14 protein-coding genes, 1 tRNA gene and 1 pseudogene are annotated in these 21,504 nt (G+C 68.9%); 6 read left to right on the top strand and 10 right to left on the bottom strand.

Features of this window, described 5'->3' with window-relative positions; all coding sequences use genetic code 11:
• Positions 1–83 precede the first annotated feature (83 nt).
• On the bottom strand, positions 84–1,625 hold the full coding sequence (locus BJ965_RS22330; protein ID WP_184910287.1) for an MFS transporter: 1,542 nt from the start codon (positions 1,623–1,625) through the stop codon (positions 84–86).
• A gap of 212 nt (positions 1,626–1,837) precedes the next feature.
• On the bottom strand, positions 1,838–2,482 hold the full coding sequence (locus tag BJ965_RS22325; RefSeq protein WP_184910286.1) for a TetR/AcrR family transcriptional regulator: 645 nt from the start codon (positions 2,480–2,482) through the stop codon (positions 1,838–1,840).
• Positions 2,483–2,871: 389 nt separating this feature from the next.
• Here BJ965_RS22325 and BJ965_RS22320 point away from each other — a divergent pair, with 389 nt between their 5' ends.
• From BJ965_RS22320 to BJ965_RS22310, 3 genes are all read left to right on the top strand, one after another.
• A complete protein-coding gene (locus BJ965_RS22320; RefSeq protein ID WP_246547897.1) occupies positions 2,872–4,146 on the top strand; it encodes a M6 family metalloprotease domain-containing protein in 1,275 nt (424 codons plus the stop codon).
• Between the two features lie 426 nt (positions 4,147–4,572).
• Positions 4,573–6,165, top strand: coding sequence for an IclR family transcriptional regulator domain-containing protein (locus BJ965_RS22315; protein ID WP_376777933.1), 1,593 nt, complete (start codon positions 4,573–4,575; stop codon positions 6,163–6,165).
• A gap of 90 nt (positions 6,166–6,255) precedes the next feature.
• Positions 6,256–6,328 (top strand) — tRNA-Arg (locus tag BJ965_RS22310).
• A 108-nt stretch (positions 6,329–6,436) separates the two neighbouring features.
• Here BJ965_RS22310 and BJ965_RS22305 read toward each other — a convergent pair.
• Positions 6,437–7,006, bottom strand: a complete 570-nt coding sequence (locus tag BJ965_RS22305; protein WP_184910284.1) for a hypothetical protein — start codon at positions 7,004–7,006, stop codon at positions 6,437–6,439.
• A gap of 653 nt (positions 7,007–7,659) precedes the next feature.
• The gene (locus BJ965_RS22300) at positions 7,660–8,193 is read right to left on the bottom strand and encodes a hypothetical protein (RefSeq protein ID WP_184910283.1); all 534 of its coding nucleotides are present in this window, start codon (positions 8,191–8,193) and stop codon (positions 7,660–7,662) included.
• Positions 8,194–8,836: 643 nt separating this feature from the next.
• Here BJ965_RS22300 and BJ965_RS22295 point away from each other — a divergent pair.
• Positions 8,837–9,352 (top strand): lamin tail domain-containing protein, encoded by a 516-nt coding sequence (locus BJ965_RS22295; protein WP_184910282.1) that lies wholly within the window; start codon positions 8,837–8,839, stop codon positions 9,350–9,352.
• Between the two features lie 881 nt (positions 9,353–10,233).
• On the opposite strand, the gene BJ965_RS22290 is transcribed toward BJ965_RS22295, so the two are convergent.
• The 6 genes and pseudogenes from BJ965_RS22290 to BJ965_RS22265 form a co-directional block, all read right to left on the bottom strand.
• Entirely contained in the window at positions 10,234–11,664 is a 1,431-nt protein-coding gene (locus BJ965_RS22290; protein WP_184910281.1) for a glycoside hydrolase family 43 protein, read from the bottom strand.
• Between the two features lie 100 nt (positions 11,665–11,764).
• On the bottom strand, positions 11,765–12,796 hold the full coding sequence (gene yjfF / locus BJ965_RS22285; protein ID WP_184910280.1) for a galactofuranose ABC transporter, permease protein YjfF: 1,032 nt from the start codon (positions 12,794–12,796) through the stop codon (positions 11,765–11,767).
• A complete protein-coding gene (locus tag BJ965_RS22280; protein ID WP_184910279.1) occupies positions 12,793–13,887 on the bottom strand; it encodes an ABC transporter permease in 1,095 nt (364 codons plus the stop codon). Before BJ965_RS22280 ends, yjfF begins: the two co-directional genes overlap by 4 nt.
• Positions 13,884–15,422 (bottom strand): sugar ABC transporter ATP-binding protein, encoded by a 1,539-nt coding sequence (locus BJ965_RS22275; protein WP_184910278.1) that lies wholly within the window; start codon positions 15,420–15,422, stop codon positions 13,884–13,886. The genes BJ965_RS22280 and BJ965_RS22275 overlap by 4 nt, the downstream gene beginning before the upstream one ends.
• A gap of 94 nt (positions 15,423–15,516) precedes the next feature.
• The gene (locus tag BJ965_RS22270; protein ID WP_184910277.1) at positions 15,517–16,536 is read right to left on the bottom strand and encodes an ABC transporter substrate-binding protein; all 1,020 of its coding nucleotides are present in this window, start codon (positions 16,534–16,536) and stop codon (positions 15,517–15,519) included.
• 1,506 nt (positions 16,537–18,042) lie between these two features.
• Positions 18,043–18,369: pseudogene (locus BJ965_RS22265) on the bottom strand (tyrosine-type recombinase/integrase); the annotation flags it as partial.
• Here BJ965_RS22265 and BJ965_RS39460 point away from each other — a divergent pair.
• Positions 18,310–18,504, top strand: coding sequence for a hypothetical protein (locus BJ965_RS39460; protein WP_246545947.1), 195 nt, complete (start codon positions 18,310–18,312; stop codon positions 18,502–18,504). The pseudogene BJ965_RS22265 and the gene BJ965_RS39460 overlap by 60 nt on opposite strands.
• A 262-nt stretch (positions 18,505–18,766) precedes the next feature.
• Positions 18,767–21,328: a glycoside hydrolase family 32 protein gene (locus tag BJ965_RS22260; RefSeq protein ID WP_184910276.1), complete on the top strand. Its 2,562-nt coding sequence runs from the start codon at positions 18,767–18,769 to the stop codon at positions 21,326–21,328.
• Positions 21,329–21,504: the final 176 nt, after the last annotated feature.

The following is a 21,504-nucleotide window of genomic DNA, read 5'->3' as shown; positions in this document are numbered from 1 at the left end:
AGGGCAGGTCCTGGATTCCGTGGGTACGGGGCGTCCCCTTCCCCGTGCCTACGGAGGGCCCGAAGGGGTGTCGTGCGCGGCCGTCAGTGGGCGACGACCGGGATCTTCACCTCGTCCGCCGCGTCCTCGCCGGAGGACGTGACCGTCGTACCGCCCGGGCGGCCGGCGTTGACGAAGGTCAGGGCGATCGCGGCGGCCACCACGAGGATGCCGACGGCGAACCAGATGGCGCTGGTGTAGCCCTCCACCATGGCCTCCAGCTGGACCAGCTGCTGCTGGGACCGGCTGGTCGCACCGGCGATGTGGTCGGCGACGTACGCCGTGGTCGCCGAGGCGGCGATGGTGTTCAGCAGGGCCGTGCCGATCGCGCCGCCCACCTGCTGCGAGGTGTTGACCATCGCGGAGGCGACACCGGAATCCCGCGGCTCGACGCCCTGGGTGGCCAGCGACATGGCCGGCATGAACGCCGTACCCATACCGAGGCCGAGCAGCAGCATCGCCGGGAGCAGCAGCGCGGCGTACGAGGAGCCGATCTCCAGCTGGGTCAGCAGCAGCATGCCGAGCGCGGCGACCAGGAAGCCCGGGCCCATCAGCAGGCGCGGCGCGACCCGGGTCATCAGACGGGTGCCGATCTGGGTGGAGCCCGTGATCATGCCCGCGATCATCGGCAGGAAGGCGAACCCGGTCTTGACCGGCGAGTAGCCCTTCACGATCTGCAGGTAGTAGGTCAGGAAGAGGAACAGGCCGAACATCGCGATGATCGCGAGACCGAGGGAGAGGTAGATCCCGCCGCGGTTGCGCTCGGTGATCACGCGCAGCGGCAGCAGCGGGGCCTTGACCTTCGACTCGACGAGCACGAAGGACGCCAGCAGCACGGCCGAGGCGACGAACATGCCGACGGTGACGGAGTCACTCCAGCCGTCGGACTCGGCGCGGGTGAAGCCGTAGACGAGGGCGACCAGGCCGAGGGTGGAGAGGATGACGCCGGGGATGTCGAGCGCGGAGCGGTTGCGGCCGCCCTCGGGCTCACGGATGACGAAGTAGGCGCCGGCCGCTGCGACGATGGCGAACGGGATGTTCACGAAGAACGTCCAGCGCCAGTCCAGGTACTCGGTGAGGAAGCCGCCCAGGATCAGACCGACGGCGCCGCCGCCACCGGCGATCGCGCCGTAGATGCCGAACGCCTTGGCGCGCTCCTTGGCGTCGGTGAACATCACGGCGAGCAGGGAGAGCGCGGCGGGCGCGAGCAGGGCGCCGAAGACACCCTGGAGGGCGCGGGCGCCGAACATCATCGCCTCGTTGGTGGCCGCGCCGCCGAGCGCGGAGGCCGCGGCGAAGCCGCCCAGGCCGACGACGAAGGCCTTCTTGCGGCCCCACAGGTCGGCTATCCGGCCGCCGAACAGGAGCAGACCGCCGAAGGCGAGGGCGTAGGCCGTGACGACCCACTGCCGGTTGCCGTCGGAGATGCCGAGGTCCTGCTGGGCGGAGGGCAGGGCGATGTTCACGATGGTGGCGTCCAGGACGACCATCAGCTGGGCGAGCGCGATGAAGACGAGCGCTTTCCAGCGGCCGGCATCCGGTTCTGCGGCCGGATCGCGGAGAGCCTTTGAGGCTGTTTCAGACATGGGGATACCCACTTCGGGACTTCGTGACGGAAAAACGGGACGTCGTGACGGAAAAGGGTGACGAAAGGTGACGGCTCGTCCGCGGGGACGGCCGTGATGACTGCGGATCAGGCGATCAGACGATCTGGCGGTCAGACGGCAGGTGGCAGGTGGCAGGTGGCAGGTAGCAGGTGGTCGGGGTTCAGACGGGTGGGGCGGCCTGAACTAATCGGTCAAGGTCGGCGCAGGTCCTCCAGGGTCACCGGCGCGCCCGGGAGGGCGGAGCGAGCCGGAGCGCGCAGCCCGTCCAGGAACAGCTGAAGATGGCGGTGGACGAAGCGGTCGGCGCGGAAACAGTCCGTACCGGCCGGGGGCCGGCTGAGCTGGGCCACGGCGATCATGACGTCCCCGACGTCCACGTCGGACCGCAGCTGCCCGGCCGCCCCGGCCCGCTCCATGACCTCCGCGACCAGTCGTTCGACCCGTTCGCGCGCGGCCTCCAGGTCCGGGTGGTGCTGGTCGAACGTGCTGGAGACCATCGGGCACAGCGCGCTGATCCGCTCGTCGGCCGCGGCGTGCACGAAGCGCTCCAGGGCCTCGAACGCGTCGCCGGTCTCGGTGAGCGCGGCCTCGGCGGCGGCGGCCGTACGGTCCATGACGGAGCAGACGACCTCGCGGACGAGCGCGTCGCGGTCCGGGAAGTTGCGGTACACCGTGGCATTGCCGACGCCGGCCCGGCGGGCGATGTCGTCGAGCGGCACCTCGGGGCCGTGCTCGACGAACATCTCGCGGGCGGCGGTGACGATCCGCTCCCGGTTGCGCAGGGCGTCGGCGCGGGGCCGGGGCGCCTTGCGCGTGACGGGGCTGGCGGTCTGCACGGCGTACTCCTGATGTCGGTGTTGACGTGTGTGGCGCTTGAAAGGTGCCTCTCGGTTCGATCCGGGGAGCGGGTCCCCGTTTCGTTCCGACACATGGCTAAACGGGGAGTGGGTCCCCGGTATTTCCCGCCCCTGAGGAAATTGTTTGTGACCTGGCTCACAAACCCCACCGGTCGCTACTGACGGGAAACCCACGATCGGTCTCTTCCAACGCGCGTCCCCCCACCCCGCGACGCAGGGTGATCGCAAGGGTGCAGCCGGATACGGGAGGCTGCCGCGGCGCGGGAGGTCCCTTGCAGGTCCCTTGCACACAGCCGCGGCCCCGGCGCCCCCGCCCGGACGGCACGGGGCCGCCCGGCGGCCGGATACCCAGGCGCCGGCTGGCCGCCCTGGCCTGCGTGACCGCCCTGACCTTCACGGTCAGCACCTCGGCCGGCACGGGCCGTCTCACCCCGGGCACCAGTACGGCGGGGTCCGGCCCGATCACCCTGTCCCACACCGCCGAGCACGGCCCCTGCATGATCCGTGGCGCGCGCGAGGTCCAGATGTCCGAGGGCATCCCCACCTCCACCGGCTACACCCGCTCCACCGGCACGGTCCGCGCCCTCACCCTGATGGTCGACTTCTCCGACGCCCCAGGCCAGGGCGACGCCCAGGACCGCTACCACGAGTTCTTCCCGCAGACCCGCGAGTGGTTCCGCACCAGCTCCTACGGCCGCCTCGACTACCGCCCCGAGACCCCGATACCGGGCTGGCTGCGGATGCCGAAGTCCTTCCACGAGTACGGCATCGAGCGCGGCGCTCCGTTCGACCCCGGCTACCGCGCGCTGGTCCAGGATCTCGTGGCCGAGGCCGACCCGAAGGTCGACTTCCGCGCGTACGACCTGCTGAACGTCCTGGTGAGCCCCAACGCCGGCCCCTCCGCCCTGGACACCGTCCTGTCCGTCACCTTCGCGGGCAACCCGGAGGCGCCCCTGGCCGACGGCATACCCGTGGCCAACGCCTCCTTCGTCTACTCCCGCCAGGACGACGGCTCCGGCTCCTACGGCCGCACCGGCTACCGCGTCCTCCCCCACGAGAACGGTCACGTCTTCGGCCTGCCCGACCTGTACACCGCGGAGGGCGGGGGCGCGGTCGGCCACTGGGACATCATGAGCGAGGACTGGGGCGCCAACAACGACTTCCTCGGCTGGCACAAGTGGAAGCTGGGCTGGCTCGACGCCGCCCAGGTCCACTGCGCGGCCTCCCCCGGCACCACCGAGTACACCCTGACGCCCCTGGCCCTGGCCGGTGGCTCCAAGCTGGTCTTCGTCCCCCTGGACGGCAGAACCGGCTACGCCGTCGAACTGCGCACCCGCGCCGGCAACGACGAGGCGGTGTGCCGTCCCGGCGTCCTCATCTACAAGGTCGACGCGGAGGTGGACACGGGCATGGGCCCCGTATCGGTCGTCGACTCCCGGCGTGACAGCGGCGGCTGCACGCGCGCGCCGAACGTCCACGCGGAGCTGTCGGACGCGCCCTTCACGCCCGGGGAGACGTTCCGCGACGCGGCGAGGGGGATCACGATCGAGGTCACGGGCGCGGGGGCGGGAGCGGCGGGGGCCGGGGCAGGGGTGGAGGAGGGGTACCGGGTGCGGGTGACGAGGGAACAGGGAGTCGGGTAGGGGGTCACCTCGACACACAGGGGCGGGAGGTCACGGCGGCCTCCCGGCCTACGGGTCACCGATTCCGGATTACGGTGGGCCTGCCGCGACCGTCGCGAGCGCCGTACCGGAGAACCGATGCCAGCGAAGCGCACGCCCGAGACCCCGGAGGGGTCCGCCCCACCGGCCGCCGAGTGGCAGCCGCCGGCCGGGGAAACGACCGCGTCGGCGACTCGGAGGGGCGAGCCGGGCGCTGGGGCGGGGAGATCGGCCACTGGAACGGGCTCGACCTCGGGGAAGGGTGGATCGTTCGCTGGGACGAGCGGCTCGACCTCGGGGAAGGGCGGATCGGCCACTGGGACGGGCTCGACCGCGGGGACGGGCGGATCCGCCGCGCAGACAGGGGCCCCCGCCGAGGCGGTCACTCCCCTGATCCGGGGCGTCACGGTGCTGCGGGAGCTGACGGAGGCGAACGGCACGCTGAGCCTGAGCGGTCTGGAACGCGCCACCGGCCTGGCCCGCTCCACGGTCGACCGCGTCACGGCCACGCTCGCCCGCATGGGCTACGTCCGTTTCGACGGCCGGGACGTCCATCTGTCCCCCCGTCTGATGGAACTCGGCAACGCCTACATGTCGGCCCTGCGCCTGCCCGCCCTGCTCTCCCCGCACGCGGACGCCCTGGCCGACGAACTGGACGAGTCGGTCTCCCTCGCGGTCGCCGACCGCGACGGCATCCGCTTCATCCACCAGGCGACGCGCCGCCGCGCGATGTCCCTCAGCTTCCGCATCGGCGACCTGCTCCCCGCCGAACGCACCGCGCCCGGCCCGCTGTTCGCCACCCAGTGGACGGCGGCGGACTGGCAACGCTGGCGGGAGCGCCGGGCGGCGGACCCGAGGGACCTGTCCTTCACGGCCGTACCGCCCCGCACGTACGGAGGGGACGCGGAGGACGACGAGACGTTCGCACACCGCACGCGAGAGGCGTCGGCGCACGGCTGGTCCCTGGACGACCAGCTCATCGAGCCGGGCCTGGTGGCGATCTCGGTACCGGTCCGCTCCACCCCGGGCGGCCGCATCGCGAGCGTGGCGAGCGTGGTCAGCCACACGAGCCGCCACACCGCACGCGGCCTGCGGACGACGCTGCTGCCGCGACTGCGGTCCGCGGTACGGGCGATGGAACGCGAACTCCACGCCGCCCGGCCCCCCGAGCCCGGCCCGCCCCCGTCGGACCTGGCGCTCTGGACGGGCGCGTCCAAGCAGCAGCTGGGCCGCGAGTTCATCGAATCCCTGGCCCGGGGCCTGACGGTCCTCACCGCCTTCGGCGAGGGCAGGCCGGAGCTGACCCTCACGGAGGTGTCCCAGGCGACGGGCCTGGCCCGGGCGACGGCGCGCCGGGCCCTGATCACCTACGAACACCTGGGCCTGGTCGCCACGGCAGGCCGCACCTTCATGCTGACCCCCCGGGTCCTCTCCCTCGGCTACCCTCCCCTGTCCCGCACCTCCCTCCCCGAGATCGCCCAGCCGCACCTGGCCGACCTGACGTCCCGCATCCACGAGTCGACGTCACTGGCGGTGTTGTCGGACTCCGGCGAGGAGATCCAGTACACGGCCAGGGTGGCCACGGCCCGGGTGATGAGCGTGAACATCACGGTCGGCACGCGGCTGCCGGCGTACGCGACGGCACTGGGCAGGGTCCTGCTGGCGGACGCCTCCGGGGACGCCCTACCGGAGTCCCTGCGGGCCTTCACCTCGCACACGATCACGGACAGGCGGACACTGACGGAGGCCCTGACCTCGGTCCGCGCGCAGGGCTACGCCCTGGTGGACGAGGAACTGGAAGAGGGCCTCCGCTCGATCGCGGTCCCCGTCCGCGACCGCTCGGGCCAGGTGGTGGCGGCCCTGAACACGGCGATGCACGCGAGCCGCCGCACCCCGAGGGAGTGCGTGACGGACCTCGTCCCGGAACTGACGGCCACGGCGACCCGCATCCAGACAGACCTCCACACAGCGGCCCGCTTCACCCACGTCCCCCTGACCTGACCCCCACACCCGCCCCACCCACATCCGGTACGCTGACGCCTGTGGTCCTCCCAGACCACGGGCACGTCGCTGCTTGCGTCCACTGCCACTGCCTTCGTAGCTCAGGGGATAGAGCACCGCTCTCCTAAAGCGGGTGTCGCAGGTTCGAATCCTGCCGGGGGCACAGCCAGAAGGGCCAGCTCAGGAGGGGTTTCCTCCCAGGCTGGCCCTCCCTCGTTCCGGGGGTCGTGCCACAGGCGTGCCACTACGTCCGCTCGGCCCCTGAGCAGGATTAGGGCGCGGTGCTCGCTTCTTCAGTCAGCCGAGCGTCCGTGTCCAAGATCCACCTGACGCCGGCGGCGTCCTTGAACTTGCACGTCGGATAGATCTCCTCCAGGCGGTCGATGTGAGTCGACTGGGAAGCGAAGGCGACCACATGCCCCGGACCCACGACGCATGGCTGATCCATCAGGATGTGATCAGGGCGCAGTCGTACCGCCTGTGGCTCCTCCCAGCCGTCGTAATCAACGGTCACATCGGTGACGGCTTCGTCCGACTGGTTCGTGACTTCAGCGGAATACCAGCAGCTCTCCGGCCCATCAGGAAAGTCCTGACCTGGTGTTATCTGAAGGCTGAACTTCACCCTCCGCGCCTGGGCGGTGTGCCGGTCTCGGACTTCAGCAGCAAGGGCCTTCTGCTCCAGCCGCAAGTTCTTAAGCTGTTCCTCGTTGAGCTCCTGTTGGGCCCTCAACTGCTTGGTCTGTTGACGCACAGTGAAAGCTGTGAAGCCGAGCGCTGCCGCACCGGCGACGCTTCCGAACCAGGTAGGAGCATCGCCCCAGTCAATCGATCCCAGAACCATCCGCAGACCATATGGTGAGCACGTCGTTGCAGGCACCGGTTTCTGCCCATCAAGTCGTCACGCCGTTCCGGCCCTCGTGCGCACGAGTACCGCTACATCCAGTCGGTACCCTCTCCAACTGAGTCCGGGCCCGCTTTAGGGACAGACACCCCCGGTTGATCTTCTTCCCGCTCCAGAAGACTGCCCGCCTGAGCCACGTCACCGAACTCCTCGGCTAGATGCGCGCCGCAGTGGCCGTCCCGGCTAGGCCTCCTGACCAACCTCGGCTCCACGCCCCGTCCGGGACCGGACATCACATCCGCCGGTATCCAAGCTGGCCAGGCCGGCTCCAGAACGAGATCACGACGTTAGGCTTGAGTAAGCCCGACACAGCAAATTTGTAAGGGTCTTGGGAGCGGGCACTGTTCCAGTAGGGCGTTGTGGACCATCCATGGACAGGTCCGCTCAGCCGGCCGCAGACATGGCTCCAACCTGCAACGTTTCGTAGGGCAGAAGCGCCCTCCGGAGCCGCGCCAGGTACAGCAACTATGGCGACTGGCACAGACCGCCGGTGACTCTGACAGACGATCTGATCAGTGCGTCAGACCTCAGCGACCTTGCTGCGAGTAGTTCGCATCGAGGCGCACGCACGGCCACTTAGCTCAGGCCAGGCTCTAGAGCCGACCCGTCTGCCAGATCGGGTCGTCCGGTGCGGGGCGTCCGTCGAGGCGCTGGAGGGGTTCTCCGGTGAGCGAGAGATGCCGACGAGCGACGGCTATGAAGTGCCCCTGTGCGGCAACGACTCTCCCTCTGAGTACCATCCAGTTCTCCTCGGGAGTCAGACCCCGCCGAATGGCAATGTGAAACCGCCAGATCTGCTCGTCAATGGCGTGCGCGGCTGCTGCAATGTCCCTGCTGGCAACGAGATTGACGCTGCCGAGGGCCTCGCCCCAGGGGCGCCAGTCGACTGTCGTCGGGGCCAGCACGCCTTGAGGGATGTCGTCAGGCCGGTTGCGGTCCATGTCGCTGAGGTCTACAAGCACTGAGGATGATTCCCGCAGTACGCGGACGCACGCTGCCGCCTGCTGTTCCCTGATCCAGTGGCGATCTTGAGCCCTTCTGCTGACGATGCTCCCAACGAATACGCCAATCAGTGTGGTCAGCACGGCCCCGACCGGAGCCGCCAGTAAGGCCAGCAACGACGTCATATCAGTCATTCTGGCGACGATGCGGTGGCTTGAGTAGCGGCTCATCTCAGCTCGTTGCGGTCGGCCGGTGGGCACTGCCGGGCACAGTGCCGAAGCCGTTCAGGAACCCAGAGACCGCAGCCCACTCGTTGACCACCTCCACCGGCCTCGGCTCCGGCGGCCGGATCTGCGGCGCCGCTGACTCACCCCCTGAACATGCCCTCGTGCCTACGACGCCAACGGAGCCGGTGAGGTGCCGCTGCTCGTTGAACGGAGGAGCTGGACCGGCTGACCGGCCCTCTGTGTGTCGGGGGTCGCTGGCGATGGCGACTTGGAGCTGCGCTGTTACTCACTTTCGGGTGACACCCCCTGCCGTTTGGGGGGTGGTGGAACCTGGCGAAGAGACCTCGCACCGCAACGCCCACAAGGGGTGTGGGTCTGCGAAGGCGTCAACTTCGCGCCCGAGGTGAATAGGTGGACGTTACATCCGAGAGTCATAGAAAGTTGGACAACAGGTAACAGAGGCCATGTTTCCCCCACGGCTTCTTCACTGGATGGACAGAGTGTGTGTGCGGCCAGCCGGCCGCGACCGCACACGCACCAACATCCCCGGAAGGCCACGGTGGCTGCGCCGGGGAGGGTGTCCGCACCGTAAGGGGACCTCATGTCCGCTTTCGCATCCGTCACCGCTCGCCGTATCGCCGCTGCCACACTCACCGCCGGCGCCCTCGTCTCGGTGGTGACCCTCCCGGCATCCGCCGCCGACCACGCCCGCCCCGAGCGGCCGAAGGTGAAGATCTCGGACGTCCAGTACAACTCCCCCGGCCGCGACGACCACTCCAACCGCTCCCTGAACCGTGAGTGGGTGGAGATCACCAACACCACCCGCCGCGCCGTGAACCTCGACGGCTGGACCCTCCGGAACGAAGACGGCCAAACCTACACCTTCAACCACTACCGCCTCGAAGGCCGCGCCACCGTGCGCATCCACGCCGGCATCGGCCGCGACACCGACAGTGACCTGTACCAGGACCGCCGCGACTACGTGTGGGACAACCGCTCCGACACCGCCACCCTCCGCAACGACCGCGGACGCTTCATCGACAACGAGTCCTGGGGCCACCACCGCCACGGCGGCGGCCACGGACACGGGCACGGGCACGGGCACGGCCACCGCTGACCCCCCACCGGCGGCGATGAACTGAAAGCGCCATCGCCGCCCCGATATCGGCACCGACGCCCCCGGCTCCAAGGCGACTTCCATGGCCGGGGGCGTCGCCATGGTCGCCAGAAGGCAAAGCTGATGGTCTGCCACCCGCCTTGACCTTGTAGGTAGGCCCTGGTCGGCTGGCCCCATGGCCACCGACCCGATCGAGTACGGCAAGGCGATGCCGATAGTGGCGGCCCATCTGGCGCAGGTCGGGCGGGCCTTCAGCCGGACCCGTTCCTCTCACACCGGACAGCCATACACGACGGTTCGGCAAGCCCTCCTCGAAGCACTACAGCATGGGCCGCCAGCGCGAAAGACGCCCAACGAGTCGTACCGCAGGTCGTCGACGAGTTCGCCCGGCGGATCTCTGAAGAGCGGGAACGGCTCCCGTTCCGACATCCACTCCTGACATCAACGACGGTGGACAACAGCAGCCCCGGACGGCCGACGACGGCCCCCAATCCCGCGATTCCGAGTTCTGTCAGGCCCCGGTGATCGAACTCCTGAAGCGGGTGTCGCAGGTTCGAATCCTGCCGGGGGGCACAGAGCTGAGGGCCAGTTCAGAGGCTTGATCCTCTCGAACTGGCCCTTTCGCATGATCACGGTCGTGCCACACGGTCACGGCCGTTGACCATGTGCTGCATTCCCAATGTGTCGAAGAGCGGCAGCGGCGCCGGCCGCCGCGGCCGCGTCCATGTCGGCACCAACGGACGCGGCCTCCGGTACGGCGACCCGCCCTGCCCCAACCCCCGAGCGGGGCCGCGGACACGACCGCCGCGGCCCCGCCATGGCCGAGGGACGTCGCGCAGGCGTCGGGCGCGTCACTTCGTGGGATCGTCTGTCGGCGTGAGTCAGTTCGTCACGCGGAAGGTGGCGTCGCTGCGGGCCGTCGTGGTGGTGATCGGGTCGAGGCGGAGTTCGTAGGCGTAGTGGCGGATGTACCGGTCGGGGTGGCTGTACGACTGGAAGGACGACCATGTCGGGTCGGCGAGGCCGGCGACCTGGCGGAAGGTGGCGTCCGCGGCGAACCGGGTGGTGCCGTCGTTGTAGGCCAGCTGGAAGTCGTAGTTGGAGTGCCGCAGGAAGTGGCCGGGGAAGTTCACCGACTCGAAGGACACGGTGCCCGAGCCCGCCAGGCCGGGCCTCAGCCGGAACTGGGCGTCCGGGCCCGTGACGTTCTGGTCGATGCGCACGTCGAAGTTGGCGTGCCGTACGTACCGGTCCTGGAAGTTGAACGACTGGAGCCGCTTGGCCGGGGTGTTGGCCCAGCGTGCGAGCACGCGGCTCTCTTCGGCGGCCGTCAGGTCGAGGATCGCACCGTGGCGCTTCTTGGTCCCGCCCAGGTTGTAGCTTCCCGACGCCGGGAGCCGGTAGGTGCCGGCGGCGGAGGGGTTGGTCGTCGTGACCGGCATGTAGCCGCGTCCGGAGGCGTACTGATCGAGGTACAGGGTCCACTCGTTGCGGTCCCTGAACTTCATCCACATCGGACCTTCGACCTGGGAGCCGGTCAGGCCGATGCCGGAGAGGTTGCCGAGGTCGGTCCACGTACCGAGGATCGAGTTGCTGCCTTCGAGCGTGATCTGGCCGTCGCCGGAGGCCCGCACGTAACGGAAGTCACCGACGCCGGACGGCACCTCGACGATCTGGGTGTCGATGATGTTCTGGGTTCCGGGGCGGTCGATGTAGAGCTGCGGGGTGGTGATGGTGCGGAAGTCGGTGGTGCGGGCGTAGTAGATGCGGTGCTTGAGCACGCCGCCTCGGGTCGCGTTCGTCGCCCAGTACAGGACGTAGTCGTTGGTCTCGGAATTCCAGATCGCTTCCGGCGCCCAGGCGTTGCGCCCGTCGGGGATCGCGCCGGCGACGTTGAGCAGCCACGGCTGCGACCAGGTGACCAGGTCCGTCGACTCCCACACCACGAGGTTGCGGCTGCCGTTGTTCACGGCGTCGTCCCATGACTGCCCGCAGCCGATGCACAGATCGGTCGCGATGATCCAGTACTTGTCACCGCCGGGGGCTCTGACCAGTGCGGGGTCGCGCACCCCACGGGTTCCCACCGTGGAACGCAGGGTCATCCCGCCGCCGTTGAGGTCACTCCAGTTCAGGCCGTCCGTGCTGTGCGAGAAGTAGATCTGCTGACCGGTCGAGCCCTCCCCGATGAAGTGCGTCATCAGGTAGCCCGGGTCGGCGGCGGCGGCCCGCTGAGGTGTGGTCAGGGCCTGGCCTGTGAAGAGGAGGCAGGCGGCGAGCGATATCGCCGACAGCCTGGAGAGAAGCGTGCGCATGTGCGTTTCCTGTCCTTTCTCCGGCTTTTCGTTGCACTCGTGACCGCTGCGCCGACGGCGTCGGCTCACTTGACGCTGTGGCGGCTCTCAGCGGTGCCCGTCAGGTCTTCCGGCGTGCCGTCATGGTCCGCTGGATCAGGATGAAGGCGCACAGCAGCACACCCGTGGCGATCTTCGTCCACCAGGAGCTGAGCGTCCCCTCGAACGTGATGACGCTCTTGATCAGGCCGAGCACCAGCACCCCGAAGAGCGTGCCCAGCACATACCCGGAACCGCCGGTCAGCAGGGTGCCGCCGATGACCACGGCGGCGATGGCGTCGAGTTCCATGCCGACGGCGTGCAGCGGGTCGCCCGACTGGATGTACAGCATGAACAGCAGACCCGCCAGGGCCGAGCAGAAGCCGCTCACCGTGTATACGGCGATCTTCGTGCCGCCCAGCGGAAGGCCCATGAGCAGGGCCGACTGCTCGTTGCCGCCGATGGCGTACACACGGCGTCCGAAGCGGGTGTAGTGGAGCACGTAGCAGGCGACACCGAGGACGACCAGGGCCACGAGGGCGCCGATCGACAATTCCCCCATGCCGAGCGACACTCGCGTCTGGGCCAGGGTGCCCACCGAGGCGTCGCTGATGGAGATCGACTCCTTGCTGATGACCAGGCACAGTCCGCGGAAGAGGAAGAGCCCGGCGAGCGTGACGATGAACGGCTGGATCTCGAAGTTGTGGATCACGTAGCCCATCAGGAAGCCGCCGAAGGCGCCTACGGCCAGTGCGAGGGGGACGACGAGGAGCAGCGGCAGTCCCTGGCGTTCCACCAGCCACGCCGTGAACATGGTGGTGAACCCGATCACCGAGCCCACGGACAGGTCGATGCCGCCCGACATGATGACGAAGGTGGCACCGATGGCGGCGACCAGCAGATAGCCGTTGTCGATGAACAGGTTGAGGAACACCTGGGGTTCGCCGAACCCGTAGTTCTGGTACCGGCTGAGGCCGGCGACATACATGGCGATGAACAGGGCGGCCGTGACCAGGACGGGCAGACGCCGGTCGCCGAGCAGGCGCGCGGCACGGGCACGGGGGGCGGTGCTGCCGCGCGGAGCCGCCTTGGGGGTCTGGGCGGTCGCGCTCATCGCGACACCTCCATCTTCGGTGCGGCGTCGGCCGCCGGAGCGGGCTCCACCGGGGCGGTGTCCCGCTGCGGGCCCTTGGGGCCCTTCGCGCCGAAGACCTTGGCCCGGAACTTCGGGGACTGCAGCAGGCAGACGACGATGACGACGGCGGCCTTGAAGACCAGGTTGGTCTGGGTCGGCACGCCGATGGTGTAGATCGTGGTGGTCAGGGTCTGGATGACGAGGGCGCCGACCACCGTGCCGCCGATGGAGAACCGGCCGCCGAGCAGCGACGTGCCGCCGATCACCACGGCGAGGATCGCGTCGAGTTCGATCCACAGACCGGCGTTGTTGCCGTCCGCGGCCGAGGTGTTGGAGCTGATCATCAGGCCCGCGATGCCCGCGCACAGCGCGCAGAACATGTAGACCATGATCTTGATGCGCGTGGACCTGATGCCGACCAGGCGGCTGGCCTCGGCGTTGCCACCGACCGACTCGACCAGCAGGCCGAGCGCCGTGCGGCGGGTCAGCGCCACGGTGACGGCCACCACCGCGGCCACCACGAAGACGGAGAAGGGCAGGGTCAGCCAGTAGCCGCCGCCGATCAGCTTGTACGGCTCGCTGTTGACGGTGATGATCTGGCCGTCGGTGATCAGCTGGGCGACGCCTCGGCCCGCGACCATGATGATGAGGGTCGCGATGATGGGCTGGATTCCCATCCTGGCCACCAGGAAGCCGTTCCACAGACCGCAGACGACGGCGGCCACCAGCCCGATGCCCATCGCCAGGAACACCGCGGACAAGGTGTTCTGGTCGGCCTGGTCGCTGATGTACGAACAGGTCAGGGCGCCGGTGATGGCGACCACGGCACCGACGGAGAGGTCGATGCCGCCGGTGGCGATGACCAGGGTCATGCCGACCGCGACCAGGATCAGCGGTGAGCCGAACAGCACGATGGAGACGAGGCTGCCGTAGAGGTGGCCGTCCGTCATGTTGATCGAGAAGAAGTCGGGCGTGAAGGGGACGTTGACGAGCAGCAGGGCGATCAGGACCGCGACCGGCCAGAACAGGTGGTGATGCGTCAGTGCTCGCCGGCGGGAGGTGGTGGTCACTGGTGATCTCCGCTCGCGATGGTCTCGAGGATCTTGCTGGTGGTGATCTCCGGCCCGTTGGTCAGCCGCGCCACCAGCCGGCGGTCGCGCAGCACTCCGATGGTGTGGCTGAGCCGGAGCACCTCCTCCAGTTCGGCCGCGATGTACAGCACCGACACGCCCTCCTCGGAGAGGGACACCACCAGTTTCTGGATCTCCGTCTTGGCGCCGATGTCGATGCCGCGCGTCGGCTCGTCCAGGATCAGCAGCTTGGGCTGGGTGATCAGCCAGCGGGCGAGCAGTACCTTCTGCTGGTTGCCGCCGCTGAGCCGGCCGACGCGGGCCTCCGGGTCGGCGGGGCGGATGTCCAGTGCCTTGATGTACGTGGCGACGAGTGCGTCGCGCTGGGAGGCCGGGATGGGCCGGGTCCAACCGCGGGCCGCCTGGAGAGCGAGGATGATGTTCTCGCGCACCGTCAGGTCGGGGACCAGGCCCTCGCTCTTGCGGTTCTCCGAGCAGAACGCCACACCGGCCTCGATGGCGTCGTTCGGGGCGCTCATCGAGACCTGCTTGCCGCCGATGGTCACCTTGCCGCTGTCGGGCTGGTCGGCTCCGAACAGCAGCCGGGCGAGTTCGGTGCGGCCCGATCCCAGCAGGCCGGCGAGTCCGAGCACCTCGCCCTTGTTGATCTCCAGGTCGAAGGGGGCGACCCCGCCGGTGCGGCCGAGCCCCTCGGCCTTGACCAGGGTGTCGCCGACGTCGGTGCGCATCTGGTGCTCGTGCAGTTCCTCGAGCTGGTCCAGGGCCTTGCCGATCATCAGCTCGATCAGCCCGACCTGGTCGAGGTCGCGGACCAGGTGCTCGCCGACCAGGGTGCCGTTGCGCAGAATGGTCATCCGGTCGCAGACCTCGTAGATCTGGTCGAGGAAGTGCGACACGAACAGGATCGCGACGCCCTCGTCCCTCAACTGCCTCATCAGGCGGAACAGTTCGAGTACCTCGTCGCGGTCGAGGCTGGAGGTCGGCTCGTCGAGGACCAGCACCTTGGTGCCGAGTCCCGCCCCGTCCCGGGCTCCGGTGCCCACCGACCGTACGATCGCGACCAGTTGCTGCACGGCCAACGGGTACGAGGACAGCGGCGCGGCGACGTCGATGTCGAGTCCGAGCCGGTCGACCAGCTCCGCCGCCTCCTTGCGCATCCGCTTCCACTGGATGCGGCCGGCGCGGGTGGGTTCGCGTCCGATGAAGATGTTCTCCGCCACCGACAGGTTGGGGCAGAGGTTGACCTCCTGGTAGACCGTGCTGATGCCGGCCTGCTGCGCCTGCAGCGGGCTGCCGAACCGTACGGACTCGCCGTCCAGGGTGATCGTGCCGCCGTCCAGGGAGTAGGCGCCCGTCAGCACCTTGATGAGAGTGGACTTCCCCGCACCGTTCTCGCCCATCAAGGCGTGGATCTCGCCAGGGAAGAGCCGGAAGTCGACGCCCGACAGAGCACGTACCCCCGGAAACCCTTTGACTATGCCCGTCATCTCCAGGACGGGTTGCGGCTCTGCCATGGCAGCGCTCCTCGTGAATGGTCCAGGTCCGCGGGGAGCCGCCCGGCCGAGGGATGTCGGCCGGCCGGAGGCTCCCGCCGGTGGGGACGGTCGGTCAATACTTGCGGGTGGGGAGCGCGTCCTTGGCCTGGTCCTGCATGAAGTCGCTCTCCTTGGTCTTGATCCAGCGTTCGACCGTCTCGCCGTCCTTGACCTTCTTCACGACCTCCATCAACTGCGGGCCGAGCAGCGGGTTGCACTCGACGATGGCGTTGATCTTGCCTTCGGACATGGCGACGAAGCCGTCCTTCACGCCGTCGATGGAGACGATGAGGATGTCCTTGCCGGGCTTCTTGCCGGCCGCCTCGATGGACTGGATGGCGCCGATGGCCATGTCGTCGTTGTGCGCGAAGAGCACGTTGATGTCCGGGTTGGACTGGAGGAAGGCCGCCATGACCTGCTTGCCGCCGGCCCGGGTGAAGTCACCGGTCTGGCTGACGACGATCTTCCAGTCGTCCGCGTGGTCCGCGTCCATGACCTCCTTGAAGCCCTTGGCGCGCTCGATCGCGGGGGCGGCGCCGGTGGTGCCCTCCAGCTGGGCGATCTTCACGGCGCCCTTGTGTCCTGCCTTCTCCAGGACCTTCTCCAGGATCTTGGCGGCGCGCCGGCCCTCGTCCGTGAAGTCGGAGCCCACCAGGGTCACGTACAGGGAGTCGTCGGAGGTCTCGACGGAGCGGTCAGTGAGGACCACCGGGATCTTCGCGGCCTTGGCCTCCTTGAGCACCGCGTCCCAACCCGTGACGACCACCGGCGAGAAGGCGATGACGTCGACCTTCTGCACGATGTAGTTGCGGATCGCGGAGATCTGGTTCTCCTGCTTCTGCTGGGCGTCGGAGAACTTGAGGGTGTACCCCGCCTCCTTCGCGGCCGACTTCACCGAGTCGCTGTTTGCGGTGCGCCAGCCGCTCTCCGAGCCGACCTGGGAGAAGCCGAGGGTGATCGCCTTGCTGCCGCTGCCGCTGCCACTGCCGGCGGCGGCGGCAGTAGAGCTGCCGTCCTCCTTGGCACAGGCCGCGAGTCCGGTCGCAGCCGCCACACCGACCGCGGCGGTGAGGAAGTTTCTTCTGCTGAGCATGCTTGATCTCCTTCATTGAGCCGGCCCGGGGATGGGGCTCGGTTGCTGCGACTTCTGACGTTCCGTCGGAAACCAGGGGAGTGATGATGTTCTGTGGGCCGACCAATGTTCGAAATATTGAACATGCGTGGCGCGCGCCGTCTGAGGGTGGTCAGGGTGGACTGCGGCCAGGAACGGCCGGACACGGAGGGCGGGGAGCCGGCGAGGTGCTCGGCTCCGGAAGAGCAGATCGGCGGGCAGGGCGGGATCAGGGAGGGGCCGGCGAAGTGGTCGTGGCGCTGATGTCGCCCGGCCGACGCGGGCGATGGGTCCGGGCTCGATGACGACCGGAGGTGCTCCGGTCGGGCCGCACCCTCGTTCCACTCCTCGACGGCTCCAGGAGCAGCGCGGCTTCATTCCGCCACTGTGAAGAGGCGGACCGCGCTCAGCAGAGGTGCCGAGAACTCCGGCTCCGGGGCGCGAACCCGGACCCGGTGGCGTCGCAGGGAGTCCGGGCGCTCACTTCGCCCGGCTTCCGCAGGGAGAGGCGCGAGCTAATCGTTGGCCGCAACCTGCCGGGGAGGTACTGCTGTGCGCCGGATGTGCCACGGCCGTACCTCCCTCAAATGTGTCGGTGATGGGGAGGTCATATGAGCGCCCACCGTCCCCCCTGGTCAAGAGGTTGCGCGAGAAGCAGGCCATCACGTTTGGGTAACACGGGGCAGCGGGCGAGGCGGGCTGCCTGCCGGCTGCCCGGCGCGAAAGCGGCTTCTTCGGCAGAGGTATTGACGCTCGGCAGACATGCCCATACTTTCGATCGCCGGGCGAAGTATCGAACCGCGTACGACATCCCGGACGAGCCCTGCTGACGGTCCCTCCTTGCCCGCTGGTCCGGGTCGGAGCCACGAAATGAGGGCACCGTCATGACGGCGACAGATCCGGCAGCGCCGCGTCCGGGCGACCCGTCCCTGCCTGCTACCGCCCACGGGAGGGGATCGCGAACACCGGACGCCTCGCCCGGACCACGGCTCGGCTCGGGGCGGCGCCCCTCGTCGCACGGCGCGCACCTGAGGGGCTGGGCATCGGGCGCACCGAGGCAGCACATCCGGATTCAGCTCCGGACGCTGTCTCGCCTGCCATGACCAGCCACCGCCCAGCGATGCGCCGGGCGAGCGGGGGCGGCCGGGCACGTCGACAACCGAAGCGCCTGAATCATCAGCGCCCGTACCCCGCTTGGTGGTCACTCAGTAATGGCTCGACACCACAACGAAGAGGCATGCGACAACCGCGACTACGCAGAGAACTGCGACGGTGAACAGCACAGAGCCGAGGACGCCCGTAGTCAAGGCGATCGCTGACCATCCGAACCGTGTCGCTCGTTCCGCCCGCTGCACTGCTTCGTGGTAGTCACTGTCGTCATACCAGCCGCGATCAGCCATGTTTCCCCCTCTGCTGGCGGGGACCCTACAGTCCGGCCGTCTCGCCGGAGACCGGGCGTGACCACCCCCCTTCTTCCAGGCGGGCTTTTCATCCGCTTTTGCGGATCATGTCCCCGAGCCGGTCCGTGATAGCTCGGTCCCGGTCACTGGTCATGTGCGGGTGGATCAGTGCCGCCCGGGAGCTGCTGTGTCCCATCCGCGTCATCAGCTCCCGCGTGCCGGCCCCGGCCGTGGAGGCCGGCGTGTTGCCCGTGTGCCGCAGGTCGTGAAGGTGCCGTTCGGCCGTGACGCCGCCTGCCTTCCGGGCCTTGACCCAGTCGCCGCGGAAGTTGCTGCGGCTCAACTGCCAGCCCTGGTGTCCGACGAAGACGTGCCCCTCGCGGCCGGGATCGGCAACCACCGGGTGCTCGATGTGAAGGCGTTGCGGGACGGGGAGTACGAGCTGACGGTGATCACGGACCCCGGCCTGCTTTCGCCTGAGATCACCGTCAGCCGCCGCTTCGCCATGGAGAGCACCCAGCCCCGTACCAAACCCCGCACCCAGCCCTGATCCCCCTCGAAGTCCCGGACGGCTTCGGGCACTTCCGCGTCAGAGCAATCACGTCCGGACCGTTGACGCGGTGGCCGGACGGTGCCCCATAATCGGGCACTCGCTGTCATCGATGACACATGTCAACGATGACTCATGTCAACGATGACATCTCGGGTCGACGGCAAGGGATGGCCGGCACCGGCCCGAGGCGCACTACTCGGCCCGTCGCGCGGAAGCCGCGGTCACCACCGCGCCGACGGCCGCGGGACAAGGAGAGACCATGAGCTCTGTACGCGTATCCCGGCATGCCCGCACACGGATGATGGCGGCGGTGGCGACCGTCTGCGCCCTGTCGGCTGCCCCGCTCGCCCCTCGGACCGCGGTCGCGGCCGACCCCCCGGCGTACACCGAGACCTACCGACCCCAGTTCCACTACACCTCGCAGAAGAACTGGATGAACGACCCCAACGGCCTCGTGTACCACCAGGGCGAGTACCACCTCTTCTACCAGTACAACCCGAACGGCAACTCCTGGGGCGACATGTCGTGGGGGCACGCGGTGAGCAAGGACCTCGTGCACTGGAAGGAGCTGCCGCTCGCCCTGTCGCACGACGACGAGGAGATGGTCTTCTCCGGCAGTGCGGTGATCGACCGGGACAACACCACCGGGTTCGGCACGAAGGAGAACCCGCCCATGGTGGCGATCTACACCAGCGCCTCCAAGAACGGCGGCAAACAGGCCCAGTCGCTCGCCTACAGCACCGACCGGGGCCGCACCTGGACCAAGTACCAGGGCAATCCCGTGATCGACATCGGTTCCACGGAGTTCCGCGACCCCAAGGTCCAGTGGTACGCGCCCACCCGGAGCTGGCTGATGGCGGTGTCGCTGTCCGCCGAGCACAAGGTGCGGTTCTACTCGTCCAAGAACCTCAAGGACTGGGAGTTGCAGAGCGAGTTCGGGCCGGCCGGCGCGACGGGCGGCGTGTGGGAGTGCCCGGACCTGTTCCCCCTCGCGGTCGACGGCGACAAGAAGAAGATCAAGTGGGTTCTGGTCGTCAACATCAACCCCGGGGGCATCGCGGGTGGTTCGGCCGCCCAGTACTTCGTCGGAGACTTCGACGGCAAGAAGTTCACCCCCGACGACAAGGGCAGCTACACCCCGCCCGTGGGCGAGGTCGTGCAGGACTTCGAGGGCGCCGGCTTCGGTGACTGGACGGCGACCGGGACCGCCTTCGGCCAGGGACCGGCAGCCGGGGCGGTGGACGGTCAGGGGCCCGTCTCGGGCTTCGACGGCCATGGCCTCGCCAACAGCTTCCACGGCGGTGACGGCGCCACCGGCCTCCTCACCTCCCCGTCCTTCACCGTCGACAGCCCCTACCTGAACTTCAGGATCGGCGGCGGGCGGCATCCGCACGAGGCCGGAACCGTCCTGGACAACCCCGCGCCCGAAGGCACGGTCCTCGCCGACTTCGAGGGCGGAAACTACGGCGGCTGGACGGCGACCGGGGACGCCTTCGGCACCGCACCGGCCGGCGGCACCCTCCCCGGCCAGCAGCAGGTCTCCGGCTTCCTCGGAGACGGCCTGGCCAACACCTTCCTGCACGGCGACGCCACCACCGGCACCCTCACCTCGCCCGAGTTCACCGTCGACAAGAAGCACATCAACTTCCTCATCGGGGGCGGCAACCACCCCGCCGGCTCCGCCGAGCCCACCGCCGTCGAGCTCCTCGTGGACGGCCGGGTCGTCCGCAGCGCCACCGGAAGGGACGCCGAGGCGCTCAACTGGGCTTCGTGGGACGTCGGCGACCTCGCCGGCAAGAAGGCGCGAATCAGGATCGTCGACGACAACACCGGCGGCTGGGGCCATCTCAACGTCGACCACATCGTCCTGTCCGACACCCGGGCCGCGCGAGTCTCCCAGGAGACGTCCGTCAACCTGATCGTCGACGGCAAGGTCGTCCGCAGCGCGACCGGCGCCGACAGCGAGACCCTGGACTGGGCGTCCTTCGACATGCGCCCCTACGAGGGCCGGACGGCGCGGATCCAGGTCGTGGACATGAACACCGCCGGCTGGGGCCACGTCATGGCCGACCGGTTCACCGCCGCTGACAAGCCCGCCAAGTCGGTCGTACAGCGCGCCGACTGGGCCGACTACGGCAAGGACTACTACGCGGCGGTGTCCTGGGAGAACGCGCCGGGCGGCAAGCGCCGCATGATCGGCTGGATGAACAACTGGGACTACGGCCAGTCCGTTCCCACCTCGCCTTGGCGCGGCGCTCAGAGCGTTCCGCGGGAGATGGCCCTGCGCACGGTCGACGGCCGGATCCGGCTGACCAGCAAGCCGGTGAGCGGTCTGGAGTCCCTCCGCCAGAAGCGCCCGGCGACGGCGTCCGGCCTCACCCTCAAGAGTGCCTCGACGTCACTGACCGGCCCCGGGGCCAAGGGCAAGGCACTCGACATCGAGGCCACCTTCTCCCTCGACGACGCGGACCGCTTCGGCCTGAAGGTGCGTACCGGAGCGGGCGGCGAGGAGACCGTCATCGGCTACGACACCACCACCCAGGAGTTGTACGTCGACCGCACCCGCTCCGGTGCGGGGGACTTCAACAACACCTTCCCCGGTGTGCAGACCGCGCCGCTGAAGGCCAGGAACGGCAAGGTCAAGCTCCGTGTCCTCGTCGACTGGTCGTCCGTCGAGGTCTTCGGCGGCGACGGCGAGGCCGTGATCACCGACCAGATCTTCCCCGACCCCACCAGCACCGGCGTCGAGGTGTTCGCCGAGGGAGGCACCGCCACCCTCGACGACCTGCGCGCGTGGCGGCTGGGGTCCATCTGGCGGTGATGCGGCGGAGGTTCATGCCGCGGAGATACATCCGCCGGTGATACGGCGGAGGTTCATCTGGCGGTGACCGGTGACCGGTGATCGGTGACCGGTGACGAGGCCGAGGCCGTGCGCCGGTCGGCCGCGCGCGGTCGGCCGCGCGCGGTCTTCCGGCGCGCGGTCTTCCGGCGCGCCAC

Origin of the sequence: Streptomyces luteogriseus, from assembly GCF_014205055.1 — a bacterium.
In the GTDB taxonomy this organism is placed as follows: Bacteria; Actinomycetota; Actinomycetes; order Streptomycetales; family Streptomycetaceae; genus Streptomyces; species Streptomyces luteogriseus.
Note: the sequence above shows the minus strand (reverse complement) of the source record. Positions and strands in the feature narration are given on the sequence as shown.

What these genes read in the sequence shown, in the direction of transcription:
- BJ965_RS22330 (WP_184910287.1), bottom strand. Translation starts at nt 1,625, where the DNA reads ATGTCTGAAACAGCCTCAAAGGCTCTCCGCGATCCGGCCGCAGAACCG.
- BJ965_RS22305 (WP_184910284.1), bottom strand. Translation starts at nt 7,006, where the DNA reads ATGGTTCTGGGATCGATTGACTGGGGCGATGCTCCTACCTGGTTCGGA.
- BJ965_RS22300 (WP_184910283.1), bottom strand. Translation starts at nt 8,193, where the DNA reads ATGACGTCGTTGCTGGCCTTACTGGCGGCTCCGGTCGGGGCCGTGCTG.
- BJ965_RS22295 (WP_184910282.1), top strand. Translation starts at nt 8,837, where the DNA reads ATGTCCGCTTTCGCATCCGTCACCGCTCGCCGTATCGCCGCTGCCACA.
- BJ965_RS22290 (WP_184910281.1), bottom strand. Translation starts at nt 11,664, where the DNA reads ATGCGCACGCTTCTCTCCAGGCTGTCGGCGATATCGCTCGCCGCCTGC.
- yjfF (WP_184910280.1), bottom strand. Translation starts at nt 12,796, where the DNA reads ATGAGCGCGACCGCCCAGACCCCCAAGGCGGCTCCGCGCGGCAGCACC.
- BJ965_RS22275 (WP_184910278.1), bottom strand. Translation starts at nt 15,422, where the DNA reads ATGGCAGAGCCGCAACCCGTCCTGGAGATGACGGGCATAGTCAAAGGG.
- BJ965_RS22270 (WP_184910277.1), bottom strand. Translation starts at nt 16,536, where the DNA reads ATGCTCAGCAGAAGAAACTTCCTCACCGCCGCGGTCGGTGTGGCGGCT.
- BJ965_RS22260 (WP_184910276.1), top strand. Translation starts at nt 18,767, where the DNA reads ATGAGCTCTGTACGCGTATCCCGGCATGCCCGCACACGGATGATGGCG.